Source organism: Frankia nepalensis, from assembly GCF_016786325.1.
In the GTDB taxonomy this organism is placed as follows: Bacteria; Actinomycetota; Actinomycetes; order Frankiales; family Frankiaceae; genus Pseudofrankia; species Pseudofrankia nepalensis.
This window is the reverse complement of record NZ_JADWYU010000138.1, coordinates 79,044-98,537: the sequence shown is the minus strand read 5'-3', so window position 1 is coordinate 98,537 and position 19,494 is coordinate 79,044. Positions and strand designations below refer to the sequence as shown.

The window sequence follows — 19,494 nt, the reverse complement described above, 5'->3', positions numbered from 1 at the left end:
CCCCCCCGGGCGGGCGGGGGGGGCGGGCGCCCGGGGGGGCCGGGGGGCGGGGGGGGGGGCCCCGGGCGAGGCGGCGCCGGCCGCGTGGGCCGCGGGCCCGAGAGCCCGCGTCGCGTCATCGCTGACCGCGCTGGTCGTGGCCATGGTCACTGTCTCCTCGTAGGGTCGTCGGAAGCGGACGAACGGTCGGCTACGGCCGCGAGCCGCGCCGCCGGTCACCCGGCCGGCGCGGCGACAGATGGGATCGGTGGCGCCGGCGGGCCGGGCAGGGCCGCGGGCGCGGGCGCGGGCGGCGCCAGCAGGCCCCGGGCGCGCAGCAGGACCGCCGCGCCCTCGGCCAGGTGGTAGGCCTCCTCCAGGTGCGGCTGGCCGGAGAGGATGAAGTGGTCCAGGCCGAGCGCGTGGTACTCCTCGATCCGCTCGGCGACCTGCTCGTGGCTGCCGACGATCGCGGTGCCGCCGCCGCCGCGGACCAGCCCGTAGCCGGCCCAGACGTTCGGGTGGACCTCGAGCCGGGAGCGGTCACCGCCGTGCAGCGCGGCCATCCGCCGCTGCCCCACCGACTCGCTGGCGGCGAAGACCGCCTGGTGGGCGGCGATCCGGGCGTCGTCGAGGCCGTCGAGCAGCCGCTCGGCCTCGGCCCACGCCTCGGCGGCGGTGTCCCTGCTGATCACGTGGAAGCGGATGCCGAAGCTCAGGTCCCGTTCTCGCCCGGCCGCGGCCGCGAGCTCGCGCATCCGGCCGAGCCGCTCGGCGATCTGGGCCGGGGTCTCCCCCCAGGCCAGGTAGACGTCGGCGTGCCGGGCGGCGACCCGCTCGGCCGCGGGGCTCGCGCCACCGAAGAAGACCGGCGGCGGTCCCCAGGGGGCGACGTCGACGCTCGCGTCCCGGACGTCGTAGTGCGCGCCGGTGAAGTCGAAGGCCGGCCGGGCGCCGGCGACGCCGCGCAGCACCGCCAGGAACTCGTCCGCGCGGGCGTAGCGCTGGTCGTGGTCGAGATGGTCACCGAGCCGGCGCTGCTCGGCCGAGTCGCCGCCGGTGACGATGTTGAGCACCAGCCGGCCGTCGGACACCCGCTGGAACGTGGCCGCCTGATGGGCGGCCAGCGTCGGGGAGATCAGTCCCGGCCGGAACGCGACGAGGAACCGCAGCCGGGTGGTGACCTGGGACAGCGCCGCGGTGACGATCCAGGCGTCCTCGCACCACAGCCCGGTCGGGGTGAGCACCGCCTCGTAGCCGAGTTGCTCGGCGGCGCGGGCGATCTGCCCGAGGTAGCCGACGGTCGGCGCGCGAAACCGCGAGTACCGGACCGCGCCCTCGGCGCCGTGGCGGGGCTCCCCGTCACCCGAACCGACGATGCCCCGGTCGTCGCCGTTGGTCGGCAGGTACCAGTGCAGGTGCAGGGGCACGGCGCGGGGTTCTCCTTCGTCTCGGGCGGCCGGCCGCGCGCCCGCCCGACGGTTCGCCTGGCGGGCGGGGCGCGCCGGCGGGGCAGGCTGGCGGCGGGAACAGGTATGGCTCGTGAATGGACCTGGTAACCGGATCTCGTGACCGGCGCCGACGGAGCGGCAAAGCCCGGACGGTCGGCTCCCCGCGCTTTCCCGGGTACGCGGAAAGCACCACGGGGCACCGGCCGAGTTTCCGGAGCGGCCGCGACCAGCGGTCGGCGGCCCAGCTCGACGAGCGTCGCACCGGCACACAACTCACGTCAACCGCCGCGGCAATCGCTGCATTGATGCTGCGCAACTGTTACTCGAAAATGACCGTGCCCAGGTAACGCGCGCATACCGTCACCCGACGCGCCCGCGAACGCGGATCGCTACAGCCAGGTTGCATTAAAGAAACTACGTCAGTAGGGAATGTGGGGTACGCTGCGCGCCATGCAGCCGACGCCTGTCTCCCGCCGCCACGCCCGGCCGTCCGGCTGGGGATCGGCGCTGGTCACGGTCCCGCTGACCAGCCGGCGCGCGGTGGATCTGATGAGGGTCGCCAGCCGCCTCTGTAGCTGACGCGGCCCCGTCCGGGGCCGCGTACGTCGCCCTCCGATCCCCGGGGCGGCCTGTGGCGGCGCGCCAGGCGGTCACCCCGAAAGGCCGCGGCCCAGGACGCCGCCGCTCCCTGACTTCGGGTCACCCGTTCGGCGGCGCGGCCTCCGCCCCGGTATTCCCTGACGCCGACACCGAGCGGGGGCCGCCGAGAACGACGGGTTTTGTCATGCCCTTTTTTCGATGGCGCCGGAACGTGTTCATTTCCACCGTCAGCCCTTTCCCATCGACCCGTTCCCGTCGGCCCACTCCTGACGAACCACTCCCGACGAACCACTCGCGGCGACGGTCATTCCGCGCCGGCCGGTTGAGCACGGCGGCCTCGCCGACCGGCTCGCCGACGCGCCCGTTCCACAGTCCCAGCCCCAGCCAGCCGGCAACGCCCACTTCCGGCTTCCTGACGAGTCCAAGGAGCACCACGACCATGAAGGTCCGACCACCCACGCTGAGGCTGGGAGCACGCCGCCGGCGAGGAAGGCTGGCGCTGACCGCCGTCGCGGCGGCCGCCGGGCTGGTCCTCGCCGCCTGCGGGGGTGACGCGGCGAGCGACGACCCGGCCGGCGCCGTCGGCGGCGGAACGGCCGACCCGAACGCCACGGTCGTCGTCGGCCTGGTCCTCGAGCCGAGCACGCTCGACATCACCACGGGCTCCGGCGTCGCCATCGCGCAGGTGCTGCTCAACAACGTCTACCAGGGACTGCTGGAGCGCGACGACGAGGGGAACATCACCCCGAAGCTCGCCAGCGAGTACAAGCTCTCCGACGACGGGCTGACCTACACCTTCACGCTGCGCGACGGGGTCACGTTCCACGACGGCACCCCGCTGACGGCCTCGGACGTCGTCGCGTCGCTCTCCAAGGTCATCGCTCCCGGCTCGACGAACCCGAACGCCGGCGACTTCGCCTCGCTCGAGTCGGTCACCTCACCCGACCCGAAGACCGTCGTGCTGAAGCTGAAGAGCCGCGACGCGAACTTCACCTTCTGGCTGACCGGCCCGGCCGGCGCCGTGCTCAAGGACGGCGCGACGGACCTCGCCGAGACCGCGGTCGGCACCGGGCCGTTCACGTTCGACTCCTGGAAGCACGGCGACAGCATCACGCTGGTCCGTAACGACAGCTACTGGGGCGACCAGGCCGGCGTCGCCGAGGTCGTCTTCCGCTACATCACCGACGTGAACGCGCAGAACAACGCGGTGAAGACGGGCCAGGTCGACATCGGCGCGATCCTGGACAGCGACCTGCTCGACGCCTACGAGGGCGACCCGAACTTCACGATCGTCAAGGGCTCGACGACCGACAAGTTCACGCTCGGGTTCAACAACGCCAAGGCGCCGCTGTCCGACGAGCGGGTCCGCCACGCGATCCGGCAGGGCATCGACAAGGACGGGCTCCTCAAGACCTTTGGCCAGGGCATCCGGATCGGCAGCGACGTCCCGCCGCTCGACCCCTGGTACGAGGACCTGACCAGCATCGACAAGTACAACCCGGAGAACGCGAAGAAGCTGCTCGCCGACGCCGGTTTTGCCTCCGGGCTGGACCTGACGCTGACAGTCCCGAACATCTACCCGAGCACCATCTCCGAGTACATCGTCTCGCAGCTCGAGGAGATCGGGGTCAACGTCACGATCCGCTCGGTCGAGTTCCCGACCTGGCTGACCGACGTCTTCACGAACCACGACTACGACCTCAGCCTGGTCGACCACGCCGAACCGCGCGACCTCGGCAACTACGCGAAGACGAACTACTACTGGGGCTACAACGACCCCGAGGCGCAGCGGCTCTACCAGGCGGCGGTGACCGCGACGACCGACGCCGAGCGCGACACCAACTTCAAGGCGCTCGCCCGGCTCGTCTCCGAGAAGGCGGTCAGCGACTGGCTGCTCCTCGGCGAGTCCATCCAGGTCGCGAGGACCGGCATCAGCGGCTACCCGGAGAACAACACCTCGTCGCGCTTCGACGCGTCGAAGATCGTCGTCACCCTGTGAACCTTTTCCGTCTCACCGGACTCGGTGGCCGTCCTGGAGTGCCTGGAGATCTCGACAGCGAACCGGCGACGGAAAAGGTTCAGTCGTGACCAGACCGCTCAAGAATCGGCGGGCGCCGACCGGGCCGTCGTGCCCGGCCGGCGCTCGGCGGGCGCCGACCGCCGCGGGCCACGGGCTGGCCGGCGACAAGTCGGTCGGCGACGAGCCGCTCGGCGGCGCCGGACACCGGGCCGGGCCGAGGAGCCCGCGATGGCGCTGATCCTGCTGCGCCGGTTCGGGCTGCTGGCGCTGTCGCTGCTGGTGGCGAGCGTGCTCGTCTTCCTGCTGCTGCGGCTGCTGCCCGGCGACGTCGCGCAGGTGATCGCGGGGACGCGGGCGACGCCGGAGCAGGTCGAGCGGATCCGCCACGAGCTCGGCGTCGACCGGCCGTTGGCCGAGCAGTACCTCAGCTGGCTGGGAGGCGTGCTGCGGGGCGACTTCGGCACGTCGGCGCTCAACGGCGTCTCGGTGTCCGGCCAGCTCGGCGAGAAGCTCACCGTCACCCTGCCGCTGGTCGCCGGCGCGAGCCTGCTCGCCGTCCTGGTCGGCGTGCCGCTGGGGATCCTCGCCGGCTCCCGGCACCGGAGCCCGGCCGGGCACGCGCTGTCCGTCGCCGGCCAGCTGGGGATCGCGGTGCCGAGCTTCTGGGTCGGCCTGATGCTCACGACGCTGGTCGCCGTCCAGTGGCGGCTGCTGCCCGCGGGCGGCTTCCCGCGCGACGGCTGGGCCGACCCGGCCGCCGCCGTCCGCTCGCTGGTGCTGCCGGTGGTCACCCTGGCACTGCTGCAGGGCGCCGTGCTGCTGCGGTTCGCCCGCTCGGCGACGCTGGAGGTGCTGCACGCCGACTACATCCGCACGGCCCGGGCGAAGGGGCTGACGGAGGGCCGGGCGCTGCTGCGTCACGGGGCGCGCAACGCGGCCCTGCCCGTCCTGTCCGTGCTGGGGCTGGAGTTCGCGAGCCTGCTGCTGGGCGCGGTGGTGATCGAGAACGTGTTCACGCTGCCGGGCCTCGGCCAGATGCTCATCGCCGACGTCGGCAACCGCGACCTGGTGAAGGTGCAGGGCACGGTCCTGCTCGTGACGGTCGCGGTGCTCGTCATCGGCTTCCTGGTCGACCTGGGGCACCGGCTGCTCGACCCCCGGCTGCGGGAGGCGCGATGAGCCGGCCTGGCACGCGCCCGTTCGGGGCGGGCGCGGTGACGACGGCGCGGGCGGTGCTGCGGACGCGGTCCGGCCGGCTCGGCGCCGCGCTGTCGAGCCTGATCGTCGTCGCGGCGCTGGTGTCGCTGGTGTGGACGCCGTACGACCCGACGAAGGTCAGCACCGAGGACTCCTGGGCGCCCATGTCGGGGCGGCACTGGCTGGGCGCGGACCGGCTCGGCCGCGACCTGTTCAGCCAGCTGCTCGCCGGCGCCCAGGTCACGCTGTTCGTCGCCGTCGGCGCGACGGCGCTCGCCGCCGTGGTCGGGCTGGCGCTCGCGCTGCTCGCGACCGTGACCTCGAGGCCGGTCGGCGAGGGCGTGGCCCACCTCCTCGACGTCCTCATCGCGTTCCCGCCGCTGCTGATCGCGCTGGTGCTGGCGGCCGTGTATCCCGGCCGCGCGTGGACGATCCTGGTGGCACTCGGGCTCGGCCTCGGCGTGCAGGTCGCCCGGGTCACCCGCGGCGAGATCCGCCGGGTGCTGGCCAGCGACTACGTGCTCGCCGCCCGTGCCGCCGGCGCCGGCACGTGGCGGATCATCCGCCGCCACCTGCTGCCGAACATCACCCCGACGCTGTACATCCAGCTGTCGCTGATGGCCGGGATCGTCGTGCTGACCGAGGCGGCGCTGTCCTACCTGGGGCTCGGCACCCCGTCGCCGCGGCCGTCGTGGGGGCGCAGCCTGCACGAGCTGCAGCCCTACCTGACGCTGCGCCCGCTGGTACTGCTCTGGCCCGGCCTCGCCGTCGTGCTGACCGTCCTCGGTTTCAACCTGCTCGGCGACGGCCTGCGCGAGGCCGCCGACCCCCGCCTGCGCTACCCGGCCCGCGCCACGCCCGGCCCGGCGACGCTGGCCGCGGCGACACCTGGCGGACCGCCGGCGGGCTCCGGCCCGGTCGACCCCGAGCTGGCCGTGGCCGACCCCGTACCGCCCGGCCCGGCGACGCCCGCTCCCGTGACGCTCGCCGACGCGTTCGTTTCTGAGACCCGGGGCCCGAAGACGCTCGATTCCACGACGCTCGATTCCACGGCGCTCGGCGCGAAGAGGCTCGGCCCGCTGGATGTGTTCGATGAGTGAATCCACGAGCGCCGGTGGTCCGCTGCTGGAGGTCAGCGACCTGCGGGTACGGATCGGTGGGGCACCGGTCGTCGACGGCGTCGGTTTCCACGTGGACGCGGGCGAGCGGGTAGGGCTGATCGGCGAGTCCGGCTCGGGCAAGTCGCTGACCGCGCTCGCGGTCCTCGGGCTGCTGCCCGACGCGGCTACGGTCAGCGGAAGCATCCGGCTCGCCGGCCACGAGCTTCTCGGCCGCACGGACCGGGAGATGTCGAAGATCCGGGGCGACGAGGTCGCCATGGTCTTCCAGGAGCCGCTGACGGCGCTGAATCCGCTGATGCGGGTCGGCCGGCAGATCGGCGAGCCGCTGCGCATCCACCGTGGGCTGTCCCGGCGGGCCGCCGACGCGGCCGCCGTCGAGCTGGCCGAGCGGGTCGGGCTGCCCGACCCGGAGCGGCTGGTCCGCGCCTACCCGCACCAGCTCTCCGGCGGGCAGCGCCAACGGGTCGGGCTCGCGGTCGCGCTCGCCTGCCAGCCGTCGCTGATCCTCGCCGACGAACCGACGACCGCCCTCGACGTCACCGTGCAGGCGGAGATCCTCGCGCTGCTGACCCGGCTGGTCGACGAGACCGGCGCGGCCCTGCTGTTCATCACCCACGACCTGGCGGTCGTCGCGACCGTCACCCAGCGCGTCGAGGTGATGCGGGCGGGCCGGCTGGTGGAGTCCGGCGCCACGGGCGACGTGCTGCGCCACCCCCGTCACCCGTACGCCCAGGCGCTGCTCGCCGCCGCCCACGCCACGGCCTGGCCGCCGGCGCCCGGTCGCGACGTGACCAGCCCGTTCACTCCCGAGGCGGCGCGCCCATGACCCACTCCACCCAGCCGGACCGGCCCGCCGAGATCGCTCGTACCCGCCCGGCTCCCCGCGCGGCGGCGGCGTCGACGCGCCGGGAGGTGGACGCGGCCGGTCGGTCGGACCCTGGTTCCGCGCGCGCGGCGGCGGAGGCGGCGTTCGAGGTCACCGGGCTGTCACGGTCGTTCCCGCTGCCGCGCGCCGCCCGGCGCGGGCCGGGTCATCCGGACGCGGGTTCCGGCGGCCAGCCGGGCGACGGGAAGCGGGCCGGCCGGGCCTCCCGGCACGCGTCCCGGCAGGCCGTGCGTGGCGTCACGCTGACGCTGCCCGCCGGCGCGAGCCTCGGGATCGTCGGTGAGTCCGGCTCCGGCAAGTCGACGCTGGTGCGGCTGCTGCTCGGGCTCGACCGGCCCGACGCCGGCACGGTGCGCTACCGCGGCCGGCTGGTCCGCGCCGGCCGGCCACGCGACCTGCGCTGGCTGCGCCGCGACGTCCAGGTGGTCCTCCAGGACCCGGTCGCCTCGCTGAACCCGCGGCTGACGGTCGGCGCGATCGTCGCCGAGCCGCTGGAGTGCCTGCGGGTCGCGGAGGACCACGACGCGCGGGTGGACGAGGTCCTGCGCGCGGTCGACCTCCCCACGGAGGTACGCGGCCGCTACCCGCACGAGTTCTCCGGCGGCCAGCGGCAACGGATCGCGATCGCCCGGGCGCTCGCGCCCCGCCCGCGCGTGCTGGTCGGCGACGAGCCGGTCAGCGCCCTGGACGTCTCCGTACGGGCGCAGATCCTCGACCTGCTGGCCGAGCTGACCATCGCCAGTCAGCTGAGTCTGATCCTCGTGTCCCACGACCTGGGCGTGGTGGCGCGGCTGTGCGACCAGGTCGCGGTGATGCGCGCCGGCGAGTTCGTCGAGCAGGGCCCCACCGCCCAGGTCCTGGCAAACCCGGCCCATCCCTACACGCGGACGCTGCTCGCCGCCGTGCCTCGGCTCCCCGGTCCGGCGAGCCCGCTCGAGCCCACTCCGGGTCAAGGCCCCGACACGAGTCCCGAGGGCGCGGCCTCCGGCTGAAGCCCGCACCCATCAGCCCAGATCGGCCGACAGCCAGTGTTCCGGACGCAGCGTGATCAGAACCTGGGGACCGAGCTCGGCGCGCGCGAAGGTGAGATATTCCGCCGCCTTCTCGGGTGGGAGATAACGATTCGTGATTTCCACCAGGTGGTCGTCGGTGCCTTCGTCGATCCGGGCGACCGGGCCCTCGACCGTCACATATCGGACGGTCGGCTCCACGCGCTCCACCATCAGCGTGAAACGGCCGGCCGCGCGGATGAGCTCGGCCTTGCGCGAGTCGGCCGCGGTGAGCACCCAGGGCTCGCCACCAGGGGTGTACTGGTACCAGACCGGAACCGTCAGCGGCCCGCGGTCACCGTTCACGACGGATAGCGCGGCGATGTGCGGCTCGGCCAGGAAACTCTGTCGGTCTTCGACTGTGAGCGCCATGAGCCGACCATAGGTCCCGCCACCGACATCTACGGGCGGCGAGACCGGCGGGGCTCACGGACAGAGCCACCCGCCGCGGTGGCGCGCGCCCCCGAACTCCTCGCGAGTCCGGACAGGCGGCGACACCGCGCTCATCGCTTCAGCTTCAGCGGGTGGTGTCCTTCAACTTCTCGCCGGCCTGCCTGACGTCCCCGCCGATCTTCTCCGCGGCACCTCGCGTCTCCAGCCCTGGGTCACCGCTGACCCGGCCCGCCGTGCGCTTGCTCTGGCCCGTGAACCGCTGCAGGGTGTTCTTGACCTTGTCGACCACGCTCATCTGAGACTCCTCCAACAGGCGACCGCTCGTGCGCGGTGGCGTCGCGGCTATACCCGGTTCTGGTCGGGCAACCCGCGAAGCCGGGCACGGGCGCGGGTGAGCGGGCCGGCGGCCAGGTCGATGACGAGGAACGCGGCGAGGCTGAGGCCGAGCAGCGGCAGCGCCCAGCCGACGGCGGCCGCCACGACGACGCCGACGGCCAGGGCCCAGGGCGGCAGGTGGCGCCAGGCGCCGCGGGCTGGCGGGGTGCCCACCGGGCGGGTTCGGTCGGCGCGGGTCGGGCGGCGCTGCCACCACATCCGGTAGCCCCACACGATCACGCACAGCAGGCCGATCGCGAGCGCCGCGAGCAGGATCTGGTTGGCCAGGCCGAACAGCGTCCCCATGTGGGCGTTGATGCCGAGGCGGGTCAGCTTGGCGGGCGTCGGCCAGTCGGCGTAGTCGACCCGGTCGGTGATCTTCTGTCCGGTCGGGTCGACCGCGACCGCGTCGAAACGCACCGGCCACTGCTTGTCCGTCTGCGTGACCGTCCAGGCGGCGCCGGCCTCGGCGGGCAGGCCGACCTCGATCGGCCCGTCCAGTCCGGCGTCGCGGGCGGTCGCGACCACCCGGTCGATCGCGGTGAGGTCAACAGCGGTGGCATTGCCACCCGTCCCGTCGTGGTGATGGCCCGAGCCGGCCGGCGCCTGCTCGACCTCGGTGGACAGTTCGGCGGCGTGGCCGCCCACGGCGTCGACGAGGTCGCCGAAGTGGCCGCCGGCGTAGCGGGACCAGGTCAGCCCGGTCACGGAGAGGATGAGCAGGCCGGCGGCGAGCCACAGCCCGGTGGTCGCGTGCCAGCCGCGGGTCCGCCGCACGCCGCGGCGCGCCGACAGGTCCGGCAGCAAGGCGCGGCGCACCGCCCGGCCCCGACCCTCTCGGCCTGCGCGCAGGCGGCGCAGCCACAGCAGCGCGCCGCCGAGCACGACGACCCACAGCCAGCTCGCCGCCAGCTCCGAGTAGTGCAGACCGAGATCGCCGAGATGCAGGTTGCGGTGCAGGTCGTCGAACCAGGTCTGCAGCGGGGTCGAACCCCACCAGGTGACCAGGCTGCCGTGGATCTCGCTGGTGTAGGGATCGACGTAGACGGTGTCCTGCTTCTCGCCGAGCGCGTCGACGAAGAACACGACCCCGGTCGTCCGGTCGTCCTCGCCGGTGAGGATCATCGACCCGGCCGAGCCTTCCGGGTGGGCGGCGACCGCCGCCTGGACCTGCTCCGCCAACGGCCGCTGCTGGCCACGCCCGTCGGCGAAGAACTCGTCCTCGTACACCAGGCGATCCAACTGGGGCGTGAAGACAAACAAGAGCCCCGTCACGGCGGCGACGACCAGGAACGGCGCGATCAAAATGCCGGCGTAGAAGTGCAGCCGGAGCAGGAGCGGAGCGATCGAGCGACGCGCGCGGACCGAGCCGCGGGCCTCGTCGGCCTCCGTCGCCACCGCCTCGCCCGGACGCCCGGTTCTGGCGGCCGCCTCGGCGTCGACGGGTTTGACCACCGTCGCGGTCGACAGCGGTTCCTCGCTTGCGGTCACGAACAGTCCTCCAGCAGCACCCGGCGCGGTGCGCCCGAGGCGGCACCGCCGCGCCGCGCCGGCGCGTCCATCGTTGGTCGCGTCCACGGCTCGCCGAGTTCCCCCGCCCGGTGTCGGCAAGGCCACGGCACCTGCCGGGAACCGGGAACCCCTCACCGACGACGGGCCAGCCCGGCGCCCTGGGTAAGGACCGTCGGGAAGCACCGGGCCGCGGCCCGCGGTTTCCTGTCATCCGGCTGGCTGGCGACGGGCGCGGCGGCTGACGGCGACCGAACAGACATCGGTTCCGGCGCAGATCTTGTGGAGCCTGGACCCGGCGCGCCAACCCTTGATCGCCAGTTGCTCCTGGATATGGTCGCCGCGACGCGGCATCGCCCGCGGTTTCCCCAGGCATCGGGCGATCACCGTACGGCCGGGCCCTGGCCTACCCGAGATCAGCGCCAGATCCCAGGCATCGGGCTGCTTCCTGGCGGCGGCCTCCCCGACGCGGCCTGTCCACCGCGGTGGGAGGTCGCCGGCAGGAGGCGGTCAGATCCCGCCGGCGCCCTCGTCGAGGCCGGGCCGCGACCAGCTCATCAGGTCGTCGCGGGCGCGCGCGACCCGCGAGCGGATCGTGCCCACCGGGCAGCCGCAGACCACGGCGGCCTCCGCGTAGGACAGGCCGATCAGCTGGGTGAGCACGAGGGCCTCCCGGCGGTCGGCGTCCAGCGCCGCCAGCATCACGTTCGTCTCGACGAGGTCCTCGAAGCCCGCCGCCGGCGGTGCCAGCGCCTGGGCGCGCTCGGCCGCCGTCTCCCAGTCCGCCGCTGCCGTCGTCCGCGGCCGGCGCATCCTGGACCGGACGTCGTCGACGACCGCGTGCCGCGCGATCGACAGCAGCCACGTCCGGGCCGACGACTGCGCCGCGAACGTCCGCAGGCTCCGCAACGCGCGCAGGTAGGTCTCCTGCGCCAGGTCGTCCGCCGCCGCCGGACCGGCGAGGTAGGCGACGAAACGCCACACGTCGCGCTGTGTGGCCCGTACGAACGACTCCAACGCCTGCCGGTCACCACGCCCGGCGGCCAACGCCCAGGCGGTGACCGTCTCGTCGTCCGTGGCCACGGGCGGGTCTCTCCTCGGTTCGGGTCGCGGATTCGGGCCGCGCCGGGTCGCGCGAGCCCGGACACCGCGCGGCCCGGCGCCGCCGGCGCCGGACAACCGTAGCCGAACCCGCGACCGGACCGGCCAGGAGGGCGACCAGGCATACTCGTGGCGTCACCGTCTGATCGTGGCGACCGCGGGCCGGCGACGACAGCGCGAAGGTCGGGAACTCGGCGGACTCCTACGACGACCGGTGGGGCAATGGACTGCATCATCTGCCGCGAGGCCCTCTCGGCCAGGATCGACGGCGAAGCCGAGCCCATGGACCCGACGGCCGTCGACCAGCACCTGAGCGCCTGCGCCGCCTGCCGGGACTGGCACGACCGCGCGGTCTCGCTGACCCGGTCGCTGCGGCTCGGGCCGGTCTTCCCGACACCCGACTTCACCGCGGCGGTACTCGACGCCCACACCGACACCGACACCCACGGCGACGCCGGCACCCACGGCGACACCGACACCCACGGCGACACCGGCGCCTGTGGCGACATCGGCACCGGCAGCGGCGCGCGTCGGCCGGTGGTCGCCGCGGCCCGGCGCCGGCCGCGCCGTCGTCCCCGGCCGGCCAGGCGCCCAGGCGCGCGCCCCGCCGCGTCCTTCTCGACGACCCGGCTGGCGCTCCTCGCCGTCGGGTGGCTGCAGCTCGGCCTCGGCCTGCTGCAGCTGGTCGACAGCCAGGGGCTGTCCGGCCACGCCGTGACCTCACACGGGACGAGCGCCGAGCACCTGCTCAACGAGTCCCTCGCCTGGAACTTCGCCGCCGGCGTGGGCATGCTCTGGGCGGCCCTCCAGCCCCGCCGGGCCGCCGGCCTGCTCATCGCGCTCGCCGGCGCCATCCTCGTGCTCGGCGGCTTCTCCGTCTACGACCTCGTCGTCTCCTCCGTGCGGCCCACCCGCGTCGCCAGCCACGCCGTGCTGCTGCTCGGGCTCGGGCTCGCCTACCTCGTCGACCGCGCCCACCAGGCCGGAACGCCCGCCCCGCGGCACCCGTCCAGGCACCGCCCAGGCTCCGAGCCACCTGTCATGCCAGCCCGCCAGCCCGTCACCGTCGCGCGCCGGACCCGCGGTGGCGACACCCCGCTGCGACCGGCCGGACGCCGCCACGCGGCGTAGCCCGCGCACCGGCCCGGGCCGGTGCGCGGGCACCGGAGCCGGTCTTCCACCGGTCGATCCGGTCTTCTACCGGTCGATGAGGACGGCGGACACGATCGCGTTGAAGATGTCGGCGCGTTCCCACTGAAGGAAGTGGCCGGCGCCGGGCACGACGAGGGGCCCGATCCGGTTGGTGTACGCCACCTCGGTGAACGCGAGGAAGTCGGAGCGCACGGCGTGGTCGTCCGGACCGTAGAGAATCAGTGTCGGGACGGCCACGGCATCCGTGAAGGGCAGCTCGGTGAAGGGGCGGCCGTGGGCGAGCTGGTAGACAGCCCAGCCGGCGCGCAGCCGTGCCTCGTCGCCGAACGGCTCGGTCATGAAGGCGATGTCGTCGGCGTCGAACGATCCTGGGGATGACCACAGGCGCGCGGTGTACATCCCGGCCACCCACAGCCGCCGGGCGTCGTCGCTGCCGAGCATCGCGGCGAGCTCGTCGGGGCGCCGGCCCTGCAGGTCGCGGTAGTCGGCGGTCGGGCCGTCGCCGGTGCCACTGAAGGCGCGGATGTCCAGGCCACGCTCGGCGTAGCCGGCCGCGCCCATGGGCGGGACCGTGTTGAAGACGCACTGCCGGGTGACGAACCCCGGGAACCGGTGCACGAGGTCGGTGGCGACGACACCGCCGACGTCACCGGCCGCGACGGCGCACGCCTGGTGGCCGAGATGGTCGGCCACCAGGGCATGCATGTCCTTGGCGTAGGTGGCGATGTCGTGCTGGTCGTCGGGCGGGTGTCCGCTGTCGCCGACGCCGCGCAGGTCCGGCGCGATGACCTCGAACCCGGCGTCGGCCAGCGGGCCGATGTTGCGCCACCAGATCCGTTTGGTCTCCGGGTAGCCGTGCAGCAGCAGGAGCGGTGTGCCGCCGACGCCCTCGTGGACGTAGGCGAGCGTCACGCCGGTGGGCAGGTGCGCGTGGTGGACCTTGAAGGCGTCGGGCGGCGGGGTCGGCGGCTGCGGGGGCCGGCGGGCGGGGTCGTAGCCGAGCGCGCCGGTCATCGGGCGCCGCGCAGCAGCCGCCCTGGCCGGGCGCCGGTGTCGGCTCCGTCGGCGAAGGTGACGACGCCCGACTTGATGGTGGCGACGTAGCCCTCGGCTCGCTGGACGAGGCGGCTCCCGCCGGCGGGAAGGTCGGAGACGACCCGCGGCGGGTGCAGGCGCAGGTTGTCGTAGTCGATGACGTTGACGTCCCCGATCTTGCCCTGTTGGAGGGTGCCACGGTCACCGAGGCCGTAGAGCCGGGCCGTGTCGTGGGTCTGCTTCCTGACGACCCACTCGAGTGGCAGGCGCTCGCCGCGGGCGCGGTCGCGGGTCCAGTGGGTGAGCAGGAAGGTCGGGATGGAGGCGTCGCAGATGGTCAGGCAGTGGGCGCCGCCGTCGGCCAGGCCGCTCGCGGCGCGCGGGTGCAGGAGCATCTCGCGGACGGGTTCCAGGGAGCCCCGCGCGTAGTTGAGGTACGGCCGGTAGAGGACGATCTCGCGGTCGTGCTCGACCATGAGGTCGTAGGCGATCTCGGTGGGTGTGCGGCCCGATGCCGCCGCGATCGCCGCGAGGGAGCGCTCCGGCCCGGGCTCGTAGTCGGGCGGATCGCCCAGCAGGAAGGTCCGCTCGGCGGCGTCGCGGAGCCGCCCGGCGGTCTTCTCGTCCGGCTGCCAGTCGACGATGCTCCGGCGCACCGCGGGGTCACGCAGCGCCGCGATCAGCGCGTCGCTGGCAAGACCGCGCGCCTTCAGCTCGCGGTAGGCGGGGATGGGGTCGAGGTAGGAGTAGCTGGTGTGCGGCCCGGACAGCAGGCCGGTCGCGCGGGCCGCGACCTGTGGCCAGACGTCCGCGCCCGACTCGGTGGCGGCCTGGCAGGCGGCCATCAGCTCGCGCCACAGCTCCGGCGCGGCGTCCACCTGGACCATCGCGAAGGTGACGGGCCGCCCGATCGCCGCCGACAACCGGCACATCCAGTCGACTTCCTTGACCGGGTTGACGACGTCCTCGCCGGCCGCGCCCATCGGGGCGAGCTCGAAGATGCCGGTCCCCACGTCGGCGAGCGCGGCCCCGATGCCGAACAGCTCGTCCTCGGCGGCGAACGTGCCGGGCACCGGTTCGCCGTCGATCGCCCGGTGCACGAGGGTGCGTGAGGTCGAGAACCCGAGCGCGCCGGCGGCGAGCGCGTCGCGCACGATCGCGCGCATCGCCGCGATGTCCGCGGCGGTCGCGGCCTCGTTGCGGGCGCCGCGGTCACCCATCACGTAGGCGCGGACCGCGCCGTGCGCGATCTGCGTGCCCACGTCCATGGTCCAGCCGCGCCGGTCGAGCGTGTCCAGGTACTGCGGGAAGCTCTCCCAGGACCAGTCGATGCCCTCGGCGAGCGCGGTGCCGGGGATGTCCTCGACGCCCTCCATCAGGCCGATGAGCCACTCCCGCCGGTCCGGCGCGGCGGGGGCGAAGCCGACGCCGCAGTTGCCGGTGACGATCGTGGTGACTCCGTGCCAGGCGCTGGGGGCGAGGGTGTCGTCCCAGGTCACCTGGCCGTCGTAGTGGGAGTGGACGTCGACCCAGCCCGGGGTGACCAGCAGGCCCGACGCGTCCACCTCGACCGCGCCCGAGGGTAAGGCGTCGTCGATGGCCGCGCCGTCGGCCGCGGCGGCGACGGCGGCGATCCGGCCGTCGCGGACGACCACGTCACCCCGGAATCCCGGCCGTCCGGTGCCGTCGACGATCGTTCCGTCGCGGATGACCACATCACCCATGGGGGCCTCCTGGAGCGTGAGCCGCGCTACCGGAGGCCGATCGCTGGCGTCCCCAGGCATACCCGGCAACATACATGATCGCGATCTGTGTATGACTGAGTTTGTAGCTCGCGATCGTGGCCGGGTCAACAACTCGCGCCGGCGGGCGCCCGGGCGCCCCGGTCAGCGCCACCCCGATCAGCGGCACCCCGGCCAGCGGCACCCCGGTCAGCGGCACCCTGGCCGGTGGCGGCCTGTCCCGCTAGCGCGCGGGGACGACGGCCGGGCCGATCCAGCGGCGCAGGAAGGCCCGGAGCTCGGCGCCGACGCGGGGGCGCTCGGATGGTGCCACGACCATCGACTGGATAAGGCGCTGCATCACCTCGACCAGTTCGTACAGTTCCCGCTCGCCGTAGCCCGCGGCGGACCAGTCGACGTCGGTGCGGTCGCGCAGCACCCGGACGTTGCGGGCGATGACCGCGGAGGCCACCCCCGCCCGCTCGAAGCGGTCGACCGTGCCGGCGGTCAGCAGCAGGGTGAGGTGCGGGGTCTTCGGCAGCTGTTCGATGACGTAGGCCATGGCCTCGACCACGAACTCGGTGGGGTCCCGGACACCCTCGAACAGGACGTCCAGCTCGGCGATGAAGCTCTGGTAGGCCCGCTCGGTCACCGCGAGGAGCAGGTCGTCCATCCTCGGGAAGTACCGGTAGACCGTCTGGCGCGTCACACCGAGCTCGGTGGCCACGTCGGCGAGGTGGGTCTTGGCGGGGCCGTTCCGGTCCAGGCACCTGATCGCGGCATCCACGATCATCCGGCGGGCGTCGTCGTCGTCGGCCGGCGGGGTGCCGCCCCAACCACGCCTGCTCATCGCCGCCCCTCGACAGCCGGTCCGCGACGGCCGGTCCTCGACAGCCGGCCCCCCGGCCCGGCCGATCCCTTGACCTGACCGGCCGTGTCCAGCATCCTACGACCGGTCCGCGTCATACAAGATTTGTGATCTTGTATGATACGTTACGGAGATCGCGGGAGACCATGACGACCCTGCAGGTGCGGCGCGTGCCGTTCGACTTCGCCGCCGACGTCCCCTTCCTGTGGAATCCCGAGCGCCCGGACTTCTCGCTGCAGATGAACGCGACCAGCATCATCGCGATCGCGTTCGAGAAGTACATCGTGGCGGCGATGAAGGAGGCGATCCCCCAGATCGCCGACGCGGACGCCGCCGCCGAGGCGGACGTGTTCCTCCGCCAGGAGGCGCAGCACGCCAGCGCCCACCGGCAGCACATGAGGGCGCTGATCCGGACCTACCCCGGCCTCCAGGGCACCCTCGACGGCGCGCTCGCGCTGTACGACGAACTCCTCGAGACCAGGCCGCTGAAGTTCCACCTGGCCTACATCGCCGACCTCGAGTCGGCCTTCACGCCGACCTTCAAGCTCTTCCTCGACCACGAGGACGTGCTGTTCCGGCCCGGCGACGACCGCGTCGCGTCCCTGTTCCTGTGGCACTTCACCGAGGAGGTCGAGCACCGCAGCTCGGGCCTGCGGATCTACCGGGCCCTCGGCGGCGAGGCCTACCGGCTGCGCGCGCTGCCCCGGGTAGTGCGGCACCTCAACCGCCTGATCACGCTCGTCGCGGCCGGCTTCAACGAGCACGTCCCATTCGAGGACCGGAAGGTCGACGCGCGCACGCTGGTCCCCGCCGAAGGATTCCGGCTCGGGATGCGTCAGAAACTGCGGCTCCGACGCGGCGGCGCCCACGAACAGCCCCCCGCCGCCCTCGACTTCATCCCGAAACGGGAGCGCCGCGCCGCGGGCCGTCGCGTCCTGCTCGCCCAGCTTCCCGGACACGACCCCGAGCACCAGCCGCTGCCCGCCTTCGTCGGCACCTGGCAGGACCGCTACGACGCCGGCGCGCCCGTGGCCACCTGGTACTCCTCATCCGCGTCGGCTTAGCCAGGGTCTGCCCAGGAGTCCTTCAGGTCCGCGGCGTCAGGCGCGGCGGTGAGGAAACTCGATGACGCGGGCCGCCACACCCTTAACTGTGCATAAATTATACAGTTGAGGGCGGGACCAGCCGCGGCATCGCGCAGACGAGGAGTTGACGATGTTCGAGCTTGACGGGCACCTGGCATTAGTGACCGGCGCCGGGCAGAACATGGGCGCCGGCGCCGCACGGGCATTAGCCGCGCAGGGCGCGGCGGTGGCCGTGAACGACCTGGTACCCGACCGCGCGGAGGCGGTGCGCGCCGAGATCGAGGCAGCCGGCGGCAAGGCGGTCGCGGTCCCCTTCGACGTGCTCGACCCCGAGGCGGTGCGGGCCGGCGTCGCGGCCGCGCGCGCGGCGTTCGGCCGGCCGGTCGACATCCTCGTCAACAACGCCGGCATCCACTCGGACATGGTCGCCCGGCCGTTCCGCCAGCTCGACCCCGCGCTGTGGCGCGGCCCGGTAGAGATCAACATTTTTGGGTCGCTGCACTGCATCCACGCCGTGCTCGAGGACATGGTCGACGCGGGCTGGGGCCGGATCGTGCAGATCTCCTCCGGCGCGGGGCGCACGGGCCTGAAGATCGGCGTCGCCCTCTACGGGGCCGGCAAGAGCGGCATCGAGGGCTTCATCCGACACCTGTCCCAGGAGGTCGCCGGAACCGGAGTCACCGCGAACACCCTCGCCCTGGGCCTGATGGACAACTCGGCCAACAACGACCCGCAGGTCACCCGCGCCCTGGCCGCGGCGGTGCCGACCGGACGCCTCGGTACCCCCACCGACGTCGGCGCCGCCGTCGTCTTCCTCGCCTCCGAGGAGACCTCCTGGCTGACCGGCCAGACGATCAACCTCAACGGCGGCTCAGGGACGAACTGACCACGCCGTCGAGGCGAACCAGGCGACGATGGTCGGCTCCCGCGGCGCGCTGGCGTGGCGTCCCCGGCGGGTACTCAGGGCCAGCGGCCGCGGTAACCGCGGTGGCGGCGTGTGAGGCGCCCTCTCGGCATCCGGAACGGCCGGCTCGGCCACTGCCCCACGCGTCGTGGCCGAGCCCGGACACCGAGCAGGTGGTCCGCGTGCTCAGTCGGCGCGATGACGGGCGACGTCGACGGGGTGGGCCGCGTCGACCGCCGCGAAGTCGGGCGGGCGCCGCGCGGCGAGCGCGGTGAGCGCCTCGAGACTGGCGGGCGCGCCGAGCAGCCTGGAGAAGGCGACGTTCTCCCGCGCCCGGGCGGCGGCTATGGCGTCACGGTGCCCGGCGACGATCGTCCGCTTGGTCTCGATGAGGGACGCGATGGGTTTCGCGGCGAGTTGGTGGGCGACGGCAAGGGTCGCCTCGAGTAGGTCGTCCGGCGCCACGACCCGCCAGGCGAGGCCCATACGCTCGCAGTCCGCCGCGGTGAACCACTCGGAGCTCATCAGGAGCCAGCTGGCCTGCTGGCGTCCGAGCATCAGGGGAAACAGGTAGGAGCTCGCGGCCTCCGGAGCGACGGCCAGATCGGTGAAGGGGCATCGGATCCTGGCCTGCGTCGACATCAGCACGAGGTCGGCGAAGCCGAGCAGAGTGGCGCCTATGCCGAGGGCCAGGCCGTTGACAGCGCAGAGCAGCGGCTTGGGAAACGCGGTCAGCTCGTCGATGAGACCGGGAAAGCCGTGGGCCCCCGCCTTGAAGCTGTCAGGGTCGGCGGTACGCGCCGCCAGTTCGGCGACGTCGGTGCCCGCGGAGAACGCCCGCCCGGTCCCGGTCAGCACCACCACGGCGACCTCCGGCGCGGCCGCCGCGGCGGCTAACGCCTCCGTGGTCGCGTCGTACAGCGCCTCGTTGAACGCGTTGAGGGCCTCGGGCCGCGCAAGCGTGAGGACGCGGATCCGGCCGTCGTCCCGGGTCTGCAGCACGTCGTTTCCCTTTCTCTCTGCTCTCTGTGCGACACGCGCCGGCGTG

The 19,494-nt window shown here is 73.5% G+C and carries 20 protein-coding genes; 10 read left to right on the top strand and 10 right to left on the bottom strand.

The window, feature by feature from the left end:
* Window positions 1-215 precede the first annotated feature (215 nt).
* Complete coding sequence (locus I6A81_RS20050) at window positions 216-1,409, bottom strand: LLM class flavin-dependent oxidoreductase (RefSeq protein WP_203000523.1); 1,194 nt, start codon at window positions 1,407-1,409, stop codon at window positions 216-218.
* A gap of 471 nt (window positions 1,410-1,880) precedes the next feature.
* Here I6A81_RS20050 and I6A81_RS45000 point away from each other — a divergent pair, with 471 nt between their 5' ends.
* Complete coding sequence (locus tag I6A81_RS45000) at window positions 1,881-2,009, top strand: hypothetical protein (RefSeq protein ID WP_285222600.1); 129 nt, start codon at window positions 1,881-1,883, stop codon at window positions 2,007-2,009.
* A 120-nt stretch (window positions 2,010-2,129) separates the two neighbouring features.
* Here I6A81_RS45000 and I6A81_RS20045 read toward each other — a convergent pair whose 3' ends face one another.
* Complete coding sequence (locus I6A81_RS20045) at window positions 2,130-2,471, bottom strand: hypothetical protein (protein WP_203000521.1); 342 nt, start codon at window positions 2,469-2,471, stop codon at window positions 2,130-2,132.
* On the opposite strand from I6A81_RS20045, the gene I6A81_RS20040 reads away from it, so the two are divergent.
* The 5 genes from I6A81_RS20040 to I6A81_RS20020 all read left to right on the top strand — a co-directional run bounded on the left by I6A81_RS20040 (window position 2,470) and on the right by I6A81_RS20020 (window position 8,246).
* On the top strand, window positions 2,470-4,029 hold the full coding sequence (locus I6A81_RS20040; RefSeq protein WP_203000519.1) for an ABC transporter substrate-binding protein: 1,560 nt from the start codon (window positions 2,470-2,472) through the stop codon (window positions 4,027-4,029). The genes I6A81_RS20045 and I6A81_RS20040 overlap by 2 nt on opposite strands.
* Window positions 4,030-4,278: 249 nt before the next feature.
* Window positions 4,279-5,229, top strand: coding sequence for an ABC transporter permease (locus I6A81_RS20035; protein ID WP_203000517.1), 951 nt, complete (start codon window positions 4,279-4,281; stop codon window positions 5,227-5,229).
* Window positions 5,226-6,347, top strand: coding sequence for an ABC transporter permease (locus I6A81_RS20030; protein WP_238428387.1), 1,122 nt, complete (start codon window positions 5,226-5,228; stop codon window positions 6,345-6,347). Before I6A81_RS20035 ends, I6A81_RS20030 begins: the two co-directional genes overlap by 4 nt.
* Window positions 6,340-7,194: an ATP-binding cassette domain-containing protein gene (locus I6A81_RS20025; RefSeq protein ID WP_203000515.1), complete on the top strand. Its 855-nt coding sequence runs from the start codon at window positions 6,340-6,342 to the stop codon at window positions 7,192-7,194. Before I6A81_RS20030 ends, I6A81_RS20025 begins: the two co-directional genes overlap by 8 nt.
* 86 nt (window positions 7,195-7,280) lie before the next feature.
* Window positions 7,281-8,246: an ABC transporter ATP-binding protein gene (locus I6A81_RS20020; RefSeq protein WP_407661339.1), complete on the top strand. Its 966-nt coding sequence runs from the start codon at window positions 7,281-7,283 to the stop codon at window positions 8,244-8,246.
* Between the two features lie 12 nt (window positions 8,247-8,258).
* On the opposite strand, the gene I6A81_RS20015 is transcribed toward I6A81_RS20020, so the two are convergent.
* The 4 genes from I6A81_RS20015 to sigC all read right to left on the bottom strand — a co-directional run bounded on the left by I6A81_RS20015 (window position 8,259) and on the right by sigC (window position 11,663).
* Window positions 8,259-8,675 carry a pyridoxamine 5'-phosphate oxidase family protein gene (locus tag I6A81_RS20015; RefSeq protein ID WP_203000511.1) on the bottom strand — a complete coding sequence of 139 codons (417 nt, stop codon included), beginning with the start codon at window positions 8,673-8,675 and terminating at the stop codon, window positions 8,259-8,261.
* Window positions 8,676-8,820: 145 nt separating this feature from the next.
* The gene (locus I6A81_RS20010) at window positions 8,821-8,991 is read right to left on the bottom strand and encodes a CsbD family protein (protein ID WP_203000509.1); all 171 of its coding nucleotides are present in this window, start codon (window positions 8,989-8,991) and stop codon (window positions 8,821-8,823) included.
* A gap of 47 nt (window positions 8,992-9,038) precedes the next feature.
* Complete coding sequence (locus I6A81_RS20005; RefSeq protein WP_307874775.1) at window positions 9,039-10,562, bottom strand: PepSY-associated TM helix domain-containing protein; 1,524 nt, start codon at window positions 10,560-10,562, stop codon at window positions 9,039-9,041.
* A 528-nt stretch (window positions 10,563-11,090) separates the two neighbouring features.
* A complete protein-coding gene (gene sigC, locus I6A81_RS20000; protein WP_203000507.1) occupies window positions 11,091-11,663 on the bottom strand; it encodes an RNA polymerase sigma factor SigC in 573 nt (190 codons plus the stop codon).
* 240 nt (window positions 11,664-11,903) lie between these two features.
* Between sigC and I6A81_RS19995 the strand changes: the two genes are divergently transcribed.
* Window positions 11,904-12,812, top strand: coding sequence for a zf-HC2 domain-containing protein (locus I6A81_RS19995; protein WP_203000505.1), 909 nt, complete (start codon window positions 11,904-11,906; stop codon window positions 12,810-12,812).
* Window positions 12,813-12,878: 66 nt separating this feature from the next.
* Here I6A81_RS19995 and I6A81_RS19990 read toward each other — a convergent pair whose 3' ends face one another.
* Window positions 12,879-13,847, bottom strand: a complete 969-nt coding sequence (locus I6A81_RS19990) for an alpha/beta fold hydrolase (RefSeq protein ID WP_203000503.1) — start codon at window positions 13,845-13,847, stop codon at window positions 12,879-12,881.
* Window positions 13,844-15,592 (bottom strand): N-acyl-D-amino-acid deacylase family protein, encoded by a 1,749-nt coding sequence (locus I6A81_RS19985; RefSeq protein WP_203000501.1) that lies wholly within the window; start codon window positions 15,590-15,592, stop codon window positions 13,844-13,846. Before I6A81_RS19985 ends, I6A81_RS19990 begins: the two co-directional genes overlap by 4 nt.
* A 116-nt stretch (window positions 15,593-15,708) precedes the next feature.
* Here I6A81_RS19985 and I6A81_RS44995 point away from each other — a divergent pair, with 116 nt between their 5' ends.
* Window positions 15,709-15,837, top strand: a complete 129-nt coding sequence (locus I6A81_RS44995) for a hypothetical protein (RefSeq protein WP_285222781.1) — start codon at window positions 15,709-15,711, stop codon at window positions 15,835-15,837.
* Here I6A81_RS44995 and I6A81_RS19980 read toward each other — a convergent pair.
* On the bottom strand, window positions 15,834-16,439 hold the full coding sequence (locus tag I6A81_RS19980) for a TetR/AcrR family transcriptional regulator (protein ID WP_203000499.1): 606 nt from the start codon (window positions 16,437-16,439) through the stop codon (window positions 15,834-15,836). The two genes, I6A81_RS44995 and I6A81_RS19980, sit on opposite strands and share 4 nt — an antisense overlap.
* Before the next feature lie 164 nt (window positions 16,440-16,603).
* On the opposite strand from I6A81_RS19980, the gene I6A81_RS19975 reads away from it, so the two are divergent.
* The gene (locus tag I6A81_RS19975) at window positions 16,604-17,521 is read left to right on the top strand and encodes a metal-dependent hydrolase (RefSeq protein WP_203000497.1); all 918 of its coding nucleotides are present in this window, start codon (window positions 16,604-16,606) and stop codon (window positions 17,519-17,521) included.
* A gap of 151 nt (window positions 17,522-17,672) precedes the next feature.
* Window positions 17,673-18,428 carry an SDR family NAD(P)-dependent oxidoreductase gene (locus tag I6A81_RS19970; protein WP_203000495.1) on the top strand — a complete coding sequence of 252 codons (756 nt, stop codon included), beginning with the start codon at window positions 17,673-17,675 and terminating at the stop codon, window positions 18,426-18,428.
* Window positions 18,429-18,632: 204 nt separating this feature from the next.
* Here I6A81_RS19970 and I6A81_RS19965 read toward each other — a convergent pair whose 3' ends face one another.
* Complete coding sequence (locus I6A81_RS19965) at window positions 18,633-19,448, bottom strand: enoyl-CoA hydratase/isomerase family protein (RefSeq protein ID WP_203000493.1); 816 nt, start codon at window positions 19,446-19,448, stop codon at window positions 18,633-18,635.
* Window positions 19,449-19,494 lie beyond the last annotated feature (46 nt).

Excerpts from the sequence above, each read along its gene's own strand:
- I6A81_RS45000 (WP_285222600.1), top strand. The coding sequence starts at position 1,881 with ATGCAGCCGACGCCTGTCTCCCGCCGCCACGCCCGGCCGTCCGGCTGG.
- I6A81_RS20040 (WP_203000519.1), top strand. The coding sequence starts at position 2,470 with ATGAAGGTCCGACCACCCACGCTGAGGCTGGGAGCACGCCGCCGGCGA.
- I6A81_RS20045 (WP_203000521.1), bottom strand. The coding sequence starts at position 2,471 with ATGGTCGTGGTGCTCCTTGGACTCGTCAGGAAGCCGGAAGTGGGCGTT.
- I6A81_RS20035 (WP_203000517.1), top strand. The coding sequence starts at position 4,279 with ATGGCGCTGATCCTGCTGCGCCGGTTCGGGCTGCTGGCGCTGTCGCTG.
- I6A81_RS20030 (WP_238428387.1), top strand. The coding sequence starts at position 5,226 with ATGAGCCGGCCTGGCACGCGCCCGTTCGGGGCGGGCGCGGTGACGACG.
- I6A81_RS20025 (WP_203000515.1), top strand. The coding sequence starts at position 6,340 with ATGAGTGAATCCACGAGCGCCGGTGGTCCGCTGCTGGAGGTCAGCGAC.
- I6A81_RS20015 (WP_203000511.1), bottom strand. The coding sequence starts at position 8,675 with ATGGCGCTCACAGTCGAAGACCGACAGAGTTTCCTGGCCGAGCCGCAC.
- I6A81_RS20010 (WP_203000509.1), bottom strand. The coding sequence starts at position 8,991 with ATGAGCGTGGTCGACAAGGTCAAGAACACCCTGCAGCGGTTCACGGGC.
- I6A81_RS19995 (WP_203000505.1), top strand. The coding sequence starts at position 11,904 with ATGGACTGCATCATCTGCCGCGAGGCCCTCTCGGCCAGGATCGACGGC.
- I6A81_RS19990 (WP_203000503.1), bottom strand. The coding sequence starts at position 13,847 with ATGACCGGCGCGCTCGGCTACGACCCCGCCCGCCGGCCCCCGCAGCCG.
- I6A81_RS19985 (WP_203000501.1), bottom strand. The coding sequence starts at position 15,592 with ATGGGTGATGTGGTCATCCGCGACGGAACGATCGTCGACGGCACCGGA.
- I6A81_RS19980 (WP_203000499.1), bottom strand. The coding sequence starts at position 16,439 with ATGAGCAGGCGTGGTTGGGGCGGCACCCCGCCGGCCGACGACGACGAC.
- I6A81_RS19975 (WP_203000497.1), top strand. The coding sequence starts at position 16,604 with ATGACGACCCTGCAGGTGCGGCGCGTGCCGTTCGACTTCGCCGCCGAC.
- I6A81_RS19970 (WP_203000495.1), top strand. The coding sequence starts at position 17,673 with ATGTTCGAGCTTGACGGGCACCTGGCATTAGTGACCGGCGCCGGGCAG.